Origin of the sequence: Streptomyces endocoffeicus, assembly GCF_016741935.1 — a bacterium.
In the GTDB taxonomy this organism is placed as follows: Bacteria; Actinomycetota; Actinomycetes; order Streptomycetales; family Streptomycetaceae; genus Streptomyces; species Streptomyces endocoffeicus.
This window is the reverse complement of the sequence record NZ_JAERRG010000066.1, coordinates 17,962-27,417: the sequence shown is the minus strand read 5'-3', so window position 1 is coordinate 27,417 and position 9,456 is coordinate 17,962. Positions and strand designations below refer to the sequence as shown.

General features: G+C 71.9%; 3 protein-coding genes. 1 reads left to right on the top strand and 2 read right to left on the bottom strand.

The features are described from left to right. Positions 1-4,171 (bottom strand): beta-ketoacyl synthase N-terminal-like domain-containing protein (locus tag JK364_RS52510; protein ID WP_201858574.1); only part of this gene is annotated, 4,171 nt, incomplete at its 3' end. Positions 4,172-4,372: 201 nt separating this feature from the next. Here JK364_RS52510 and mhpA point away from each other — a divergent pair. Beyond that, positions 4,373-5,971 (top strand): bifunctional 3-(3-hydroxy-phenyl)propionate/3-hydroxycinnamic acid hydroxylase MhpA, encoded by a 1,599-nt coding sequence (gene mhpA, locus JK364_RS52505; protein WP_201858573.1) that lies wholly within the window; start codon positions 4,373-4,375, stop codon positions 5,969-5,971. Positions 5,972-5,995: 24 nt separating this feature from the next. On the opposite strand, the gene JK364_RS52500 is transcribed toward mhpA, so the two are convergent. Beyond that, positions 5,996-8,878, bottom strand: a complete 2,883-nt coding sequence (locus JK364_RS52500) for a helix-turn-helix transcriptional regulator (protein ID WP_201858572.1) — start codon at positions 8,876-8,878, stop codon at positions 5,996-5,998. Positions 8,879-9,456 lie beyond the last annotated feature (578 nt).

Genomic DNA, 9,456 nt, shown 5'->3' with positions numbered 1-9,456 from the left:
ACGCCCGCCGGATCACCCGCTGCTGCGACGGACCATTCGGCGCCGTCAACCCATTCGACGCACCATCCTGATTCACCGCACTGCCCCGCACCACCGCCAACACCCGATGCCCAAGCCGCTCCGCATCCGACAACCGCTCCACCACCAGCACACCCACACCCTCAGCCCACCCCGTGCCATCCGCCGACGCCGCAAACGACTTGCACCGCCCATCGGCAGCGAGCCCGCGCTGACGGGAGAACTCCACAAAGGCATCCGGCCCGGCCATCACCGTCACCCCACCGGCCAGCGCCATCGAGCACTCCCCCGCCCGCAACGCCTGACCCGCCAGATGCAACGCCACCAACGACGACGAACACGCCGTGTCCACCGTCACCGCAGGACCCTCGAACCCCAGCACATACGACACCCGACCCGACACCACGCTCGCCGAGGTGCCGGTCATCAGGTGGCCTTCCAGACCGGTGGGGGCATCCGCTCCTTCGGTGGAGCCGACTCCGTAGTCCTGATGCATCATCCCGGCGAAGACGCCCACGTCCTGGCCGCGTAGCGAGACCGGATCGATCCCGGCCCGCTCCAACGCCTCCCATGACGTCTCCAGCAGCAACCGCTGCTGCGGATCCATCGCCAGCGCCTCACGCGGCGAGATCCCGAAGAAGTCCGCGTCGAACTCCCCCGCGTCATACAGAAACCCGCCCCGACGCGCATAGCTCGTCCCGGCGTGATCCGGATCCGGATCGAAGAGGTGCTCCAGATCCCACCCCCGATCCGCCGGGAACTCCCCGATGCCCTCACCACCTGCCAGAACCAGCTCCCACAACTCCTCCGGCGATCCGACCCCACCCGGCAACCGGCAGGCCATCCCCACGATCGCGATCGGGTCATCGACCGGACCCGCCCCCGCGACCACGGCCGAAACCGGGGCCGACACCGGGGCCGACACCGGGGCCGAGTCCGAGGCCGAAACCGGGACGGTCGGCACTCCCGTGCCGCCGAGCAGTTCCCGCCGCAGCAGGCTCCCCAACGCCACCGGTGTGGGGTGGTCGAAGGCGGAGGTGGCGGGCAGGCGGAGCCCGGTGGCCTCGCTCAGCCGGTTGCGCAGTTCCACCACCGTGACCGAGGTCAGGCCCAGGTCGGTGAAGGCCCGCTCGGGCTCGACGGACCGCTTGTCCGCCAGGCCCAGCAGGTCGGCCAGGTGTTCGCGGACGAGATCGGTGAGCAGCCGGTCCCGGTCGGTCTCGTGCGCGTCCATCAGCCGCTCCCGGAGGGCGACCGTGACGGCCTCGTCCACGGTGGCGGTACGGGCCGGGACGTCGATCAGGTCCTGGAGCAGCGGGGAGGTCGTCCCGGTCGGCACGGTGGTCGGGTCGAGCTTCATGGCGACGAGTTGGGCCTGGTCCACGCCCAGGGCGGCGTCCAGCGCCGCGAGCGCCTCCCGAGAGCTCAGAGCACCGGCCGTCGCGTCGGTCTCCCCCTCCCACGGCCCCCAGGCGATGGACCGAGCCGGTACCCCTCGCACACGCAGGTGCTGTGCATAGGCGTCGAGGAAGGCGGCGGAGGCGGCCTCCGTGGTTTCCCCTGCCGCCCCCAGCAACCCCTTGGTCGAGGAGGACAGCACGAACGCGGTGGGATCGGCGTTCCGGGTGAGCTCGTACAGCGTCCTGGCCTCGGCGGCCACACGCCCGTCCGACGGCTCGTCCACGGCCTCCCAGGCGTGGACGACCACGCTCAAGGGGCTGGTGGCCTTGGCCAGCGCGCGCCTCAGTTTGGTGCGGTTGTCCAGCTCGCATTCGACGAGTCGGACATCGGCTCCGGCATCGGTGAGCTGGGTACACAGCTCGTTGGCCAGGCCGCCCTGCCCCGGTGGAGCGATCAGCAGCAGTCGGCGGACGCCGTAACCGGTCACCAGATGCCGGGCGATCGCGGCGCCGCGCCGGGTGTCCACTCCGGTGACGACCCCGGTGCCATGGGGGTCGAAGGCCACGGACACATCCCGCTCGGCGTCCGGCCCCATGCCCAGACCCACATCCAGGGCCACGCGTTCAAGCCGGGGCAGCAGCACGACGCCCGAGCGCACCGCGCTCTGGGGCTCGCCCGACGCCACCGCCGCCAACAGCCCACCCACACACGCCTCGTCATCGGGCGCGTCGAGATCGACGATGGCGATACGGCCGGGATGAGCGGCCTGCACGGTGCGCACCAGCCCCCACAGCGCGGCCTGGTCCGGGTTCGGCACGTCCTCGCCCGTCGTGGTGGCCACCGCGCTCCGGGTGGCCACCACCAGCAGCGCATCGGACAGCTCGGCGGAGGCCAGCCATGTCTCGACGTCCCTCAGGACACCCTCGGTGGTGTCCGCGGGGGCCGACAGCAGGGCCACAGCGGGCGGGGGACTTCCGGCGGCCACCGCCGCTCTCAGGTCGGCCGTGTCGATGTAGTCGATGTACTCGCCCAAGTACTCGCCCAACTCGGCACCGTCCGAGGCCCGCAGCGGACCGTCGAGCCCGGGGGTCTGCCGTCCGAGCAGCGCCCAACGGCCGTGCCGAGGCCGTGCGGCGGACAGCTGAGGGGCCGACGGCTGTGGGATCCACCTCGTACGGAAGAGCGCGTCATGGTAGGCGTTGCCCACCGCGCGCAGCCGTGCCGGGCCGTCCAGGAGCCGGTGCCGGGTGACCTTGCCGGTCGCGGTGCGCGGGATCCGCTCGATCTCGTACAGCTCCTCGGGAACCTTGAAGTACGAGAGCCGCTCCCGGCACAGGGCGAGCGCCTGGGCCGGGTCGAAGCCGCCGGGCGCGGGGACGACGAAGGCCACCGGGACTTCACCGAAGACGTCGTGCGGTTTGCCGACCACGGCGGCGTCGGCCACGCCGGGCGCCGTCCGCAGGACGTCCTCCACCTCGACCGGGTGGATGTTCTCCCCGGCGCGGATGATGAGTTCCTTGAGCCGCCCGGTGACCGTCAGATAGCCGTCCCGGTCGCGGCGGGCGAGGTCGCCGGTGTGGAACCAGCCGTCCCGGAGCGCCTCGGCGGTGGCTTCGGGCTGGTTGTGGTAGCCCGCCATGATGTTCGGGCCGCGAACCCACACCTCGCCCTCGGTCCCGTCGGGCACGTCCAGGCCGGTGCGGTGGTCGACCACCCGCAGGGCCAGGCCGGGGACGGGGAGTCCGCAGGAACCCTCGACCCTGGCCCCGGTCGGCCAGTTGATGGCGATCGAGCCGGAGGTCTCGGTGCTGCCGTACGCGTCGATGAGCGGGGCCCCGAAGGCGTCCTCGACCGAGCGCCGCAGCGCCGCCGTGGTCACGGCGCCGCCGACCAGGCCCACCCGCAGGTCCGGGGCGGTGAACCCGGGCGCCTTGGAGGCGCGGACGAGGTAGTGGTACAGCGTGGGAACCCCGGCGATGACCGTGGAGCGCTCCTGGCCCCACAGCTCCAGCACGTCCTCGGCGGAGTGTCCGTCGGTGATCCGGGCGGTCGCTCCGACGGCGGTCACGGCCAGCACGCACACGATGTGGGAGAGGCTGTGGAACAGGGGCAGCGGCCAGAGCACACGGTCCTCGGCGGTGAGGCCGAGCGCGGGTACGTACGACGCGGCGACCGACCAGAGGCAGTTGCGCTGGGTGGCGAGCACGCCCTTGGGCTTGCTGGTGGTGCCGGAGGTGAAGAGCATCCAGGCGATGTCGTCGAGCCCGTGGTCGTCGCGGGCCGGTGTGTCCGGTTCGGTGGTGGCGAACCGCTCGTAGGACAGGCAGCCCGCGGGGACCGGGTCCTCCCCCACCACCAGCACGGTCAGCGGACTCGCTGCACTGTCGAGTCGGCGCAGCAGCGGCAGGTGGGCGGAGTCGGTGATGACGACCTGACTGCCGCTGGCGGTGAGCAGATGGTCGAGTTCGGCCTGGGAGACGTGCGGATTGACCGGGACACCGATTCCCCCGGCGCGGACGACGGCGAAGTAGCTCTCCACCGTCTCGACGCGATTGCCGAGGTACATGGCCACGCGGTCGCCCGGCAGCAGGCGCAGTCCGGCCAGCTGGCCGGCGAGCCGGCGGGTGCGCGCCTCCAGCTCGGCGTAGCTGATGGCGCGCCGGGCGTCGGCGTAAGCGGTCTTCGCGCCGAAGCGGCGGCTCTGTTCGGTGAGGAGGTCCTGGATCGGGCGGATCAGTTCGGTGCGCAGCATGCCACCTCTACCCTCCCTGCGGTCAGGGTTCCAGGTGACGCGTGAACGGCTTCACCCGTTACAGCTTCACACCGGAAAACTAGGAGAATCCCCTGATTCACCCCCCTCATCCCCCCTTACTTCGTGATCGTCAAGCCCCCTTTGTCCCAGTCCGTTCGGCCTCCGCTGATAGCTTCGCGGCACCGGAGGAGGGAGGAGCGGATGTGCTCTGCGAGCTCTGGGCGGGGGCCGGACACGCCGGATGCGGATGTGCTCATCGTCGGCTACGGACCCATCGGGCAGGTGCTGTCCATCCTGCTGGCCGGCCGGGGGTGGCGGGTGCTGGCCGTGGAGCGGTGGGAAGACCCGTACACACTGCCGCGGGCGACCAGCTTCGACGGCGAGACGGCCAGGACCCTGGCGTCGCTGGGGGTGGCCGATTCGTATCCGGAGCTCGGTCTGCCGGCCGACGCCTACGACTGGCGCAACGCCGAGGGCAGGTCTCTGCTACGGGTCGAGCTCGCCGAACGCGGTGTGCACGGCTGGCCGGAGACGACCACGATGCACCAGCCCGCGCTGGAGGCGGTGCTGTGTGCCCGCGCCGAGCGGCTGCCCAACCTGCGGGTACTGCGCGGTTACGAGGCGACGGACCTGGTCGACGACGGCACCGGGGTGGAGCTCACGGCGACGCACCCGGCGGGCAGCGGCCTGCGGTGCCGCGCCTCCTGGGTCATCGGGTGCGACGGGGCGAACAGCTTCGTCCGCGACCACATCGGGGTGCGCCGGACGGATCTCGGCTTCTCCTTCGACTGGCTGCTGTGCGATGTGGTGCTCCACGAGCCGCGCGTGTTCTCGCCGCTCAATGTGCAGCACTGCGATCCGGCCCGGCCGACGACGGCGGTGGGCAGCGGACCGGGGCGCAGGCGCTGGGAGTTCATGCGGCTGCCCGGGGAGAGCGTGGCCGAGCTGAACCGGGCGGAGACGGCCTGGCGGCTGCTGGAGCGCTTCGATGTCACCCCGGAGAACGCCACCCTGCACCGGCACACCGTCTACAGCTTCCAGGCCGCGTGGGCGGATGAGTGGCGGCGGGGGCGGGTGCTGCTGGCCGGGGACGCCGCCCATCTGATGCCGCCGTTCACCGGTCAGGGCATGTGCGCGGGCATCCGGGACGTGCTCAATCTGTCCTGGAAGCTGGACCTGGTGCTGCGGGGCGCCGCCGGTGAGGGACTGCTGGACACCTATCCGCGTGAGCGCGTCGACCATGTGCGGGAGGCCATCGACACCGCGGTACGGCTGGGCAAAGTGCTGTGTGTGACCGACGCCGCCACCGCCACGAGCCGGGACGCCTCGCTGCTGGCGGGCGGCGCCGACACCGGCCGGGGCGGACGGCACGGCGTCGCGGGTCCGCCGCTGCGGACCGGCCTGCTGTACACCGGCATCGGCACGGCGCCGGTGCCACCGGCCGGGGAGGTGATGCCCCAGGGCCGGGTGCGGCACGAGGGTTCGACCGGTCTGTTCGACGAGGTGGTGGGCACCGGTCCGGTGCTGCTGGGATCGGCGGATCCGGCCGTGGCGCTGGAGGAGTCCGAACTCACCTTCCTCACCGGGCTCGGTACGCGTGCGGTGCGCATGGTGGCGGAGGGCGCCGAGGCGGCACCGGGCGCCGTCATCGACGTCGACGAGGTGTATCTGCCGTTTCTGCGGGCGGCACGGGCACGGTTCCTGCTGGTGCGCCCGGACCACCACATCTATGGCGCGGCCCGAACCTCCCGCGAACTCGCCGCACTGGTCGGCCAGTTCAGGTCCGGACTGCTGGAGTGAGAAGAACGCCTGGTCAGAAGAAGACTAGAGGAAGTGCGGCAGATCCTGCCGCCGCTTGACGTTGACTTTACGGAACACCCGCGTGAGGTGCTGCTCGACCGTGCTCGCGGTGATGTAGAGCTTGGCGGCGATCTCGCGGTTGGTGTAGCCCTTCGCCGCCAGTAGCGCGATCCTCCGCTCCTGTGTGGTGAGCGCGGACAGCCCGTCCTGCCGCTGATGCGCGGACATCGCGGCCTCGGGGTCGATGGGGTCGAGCGCGGCCTCCCGGCACAGGTGCTCGGCCCCGGTCTGCTTCGCCAGGTGCCAGGCGCGATGGGCCACCCGGCGGGCGTTGCGCTGGTCCCCGGTGTCCTTGAAGGCGGTGCTGAGGTCGATCAGCGCACGGGCCAGCTCGTAGTCGTCGCCGCTGTCCTTGAGCATGTCGACGGCCTCGGTGAGCAGTTGCGGGCGGCGGGTGACCCGGCTGACCGCCGCCAGGGTGCGCAGGGACAACCCGCGGGCCCGGGAGGGGCCCGGCAGCAGCCGGGCCATCTGCTCCCGTACCAGACGCTTGGCCTGGTCCTGGTCGTCCTGTGCCAGCCATGCCTCGGCCGCGCTGGTGCGCCACGGGATCACGTCGGCGCCGGGCGGCTGCAAGGTCTCGGCGAATCTGCCGCAGGCCAGAAAGTCCGCGAGCGCGGCCTGGGGGTGGTGGGTGGCCAGCCGGTAGTGGCCCCGAGCGTGCAGATAGTGCGCGCCGTGGCGGCTGTGCAGGGCCTGCTCGGGGATCGGCTGCGCCACGTACTTCTCCGCCTGCTCCAGCCTGCCGGACCGGGTGGCGGCCAGGATGGCGCAACCCAGCACCCCGGCCAGGCCGACTCCCCAGCCCTGGGGCGGTACGAGGGCCATGGCGCGGGCCGCCAGGTCGTGGGCGGAGATCAGGTGCCCCTGCCGCAGGTGGGCCTCGGCGCGGATGGCGAGGAACTTCCCCTGCCAGGCGACGGCCTGGTGGGCGGCGGCCTCGGTCTCGAGCTTTTCGCACCAGGCCATGACCTCGTCCAGCCGGCCCGCGTGGAGCAGCGCGCACAGGGCGAGCACTCCGGACTCGGCGTTCCACAGCGAGCCGTGGTCGAGGTGGAAGGTGCGCAGCAGCAGTTCGGCGCGGTGCGTCAGCTGGTCGTTGCGTCCGCGGACCAGATCGTCGGCCAGAGTGACCGCCGAGGGCAGCCAGGGGTCGTGACAGGGGGCGGCCTCCGGGGTGGCGGCGGCCACCGAGTGGGCCAGTTTCCGCAGCCCGGTGTGGAGGGGGTACGCCATCGCCGCCCAGTTCGTCAGGGGACGGAGGTCCTCGGTTCCGGAGCCGGTGCCCCGGTGGGCGCGGGTGCGCAGGGCCTCCAGCAGGGCGGTCAGCTCATCGAGGGCACCGGCCTGGGCCAGGCCCAGCACCAGTTCGGAGACCTCCCGCCGGTCCAGGTGGCCCGCGGTGAAGTCGCGCAGCTGGGGGCGGAGATGGCGGACGGCGACCTGCGGCTTCAGCTGCCACTCCAGCCTGCTGAGCCGGGCGCGGATGCGTGCCGCGGTGGGGTCGTCGGCCCGGGTGTGCTGGGCGAGGTCCAAGCAGCTGAGCGCGGTGCCCACATCGCCGGTCGCCAGCGCCTCGTCGGAGGCCGTGACCAGCACCTCGGTGGCGCAGTCGGCACCGGGGTCTCCGGCGCTCAGCAACTGCCCGGCCACCGTCAGCGCGGGTGCCCCGGCCTCGTGCAGCAGCTCGGCCGCCGCACGGTGCAGTGCGGCCCGGCTGTCGGCGGGCATGTCGTCCAGCACGGCGGTGGCGGCCACCGGGTGGCGGAACGCCTGGCCCTTGGTGAGCAGTCCGGCGCTGGCCAGGGCGTGCAGGGCCCAGCCGGTCACCGTGGCATCCACCCCGGCCAGCCGGGCCACGTCCGCGACCGGCGCCGCACCGCCGAGCACGGCGAGGGCGCGCACCACGGACAGCATCGACGGCCGGGAGTGCGCCACGAGCTCGAGCAGCGCCCGTCCGTAGCCTTCTGGATAGCAGGTGCCGCCCGCCTGCTGATCGATGATCAGGGCCTGGGCAGCGAGCGGGTTGCCGCCGCTGATGCGGTGGAACTCGGCGGTGAGCCGGGGGGACGCGGTATGCGGGCCGAGCAACCGGACGGCCAGGACGTCGACTCCGCTGCGACTCAGGGGCCGTATGGCGATCCGGTGGGCGTTGGGGCTCTGCGAGAGCAGCCCGGCCAGCAGGGGCGAACGCGGCCATCGCAGGGTGTGGTCATCGGTGAGGAGCACCAGGATGCGGGCGGAATGCAGCCACGGGACGAGGCCGGCGAGGAAGTGCAGCGAGGGCGGGTCCAGGTAGTGGGCGTTGTCGACGCAGATCACCAAGGGGGTGGTCTCGGCCAGCTGGGCCAGCTCCATGGTGAGCTTCTGGAAGACGTCGACGACCTGCGTCTCCCAGCCACCCCCGGCTAACCGACCGTCGGTGACGGTGTGTTCGACCGCCGAGGCGAGCAGCGCGCGCACCCGGTCCCGGCTGGGCGGCGGAATCGCCATGCCGTGGAAGAGCTGGGTCACCACGCCGAACGGCAGAAGGTGCTCGCGGAGCGAGGCGGTGGCCCTCAGCACGCGGGCACCGCCCGGTTCGAGGGATTCGAGGAACTCGTGCACCAGCCTGCTCTTGCCACTTCCCAGTGGCCCGTCCACGACGGCCAGCTGCCCCTTGCCTCTCGTGGTATCGGCGAGCAGCCGGCCCAGGCCGGCCAGGATGTCGTCGCGCTCGACCAGATCGGGGAGCGCCCCGCCGGGCGCGCGGTCCCCCTCGTCTCCCCGGTCCTCCTGGTCCCTCCGGAAGCCGATCGCCGACCGACCGGCGCCGACCGTGGAATCGTGGCATTCCAACAAGCTCACAGGCACCCCGCTTTCTGACATTCCTCCATCCGCGCGGCCGCTCATGGGGCCGAGCCCGCGCGAAAGCGCATGACGAGCAGGCAGAACTCCTCAGCGGCACAGGTGCGTTGTCCACCCTTGATGCCCGTGGCCTACCGCCAGGGGGGAAGAGAAATGGATGAGGGAAAGACGCGAGCCGGGCCGGAGTCTTGTGTTTCAACAGCATGCAAACAGCGCGTGGTGGCCGCTACATGCATCGGGTAGGGGGCGACATGCACCGGATAGGGGGCACTCTCGGGTCCTATGCGTAGGTCCCGGCGCACCGCACTGTCAAGCGAATGAGTTGTATATCACGAAACGATCACGCCGTGCTTTTCGGCCGATGCTACGTGGCCCTCGTCGCCGTGGGAAGGCACCGTACGGGCGGTGTGGACGAGGGGGTGGGGGTCGGCGATTGGGCCGAAAGTCGACGGTGCTCGGTGGGTCCCGCGTACGGGGCTCAACGTGCCGCCGCCGGGCGAGACGGACAGGCGTGAGGGGCTCGCCGCCCGGCGCGAGGGCCCGGCCAGGGCCCGGCAAAGGCCCCGGCGAGGCCCGGC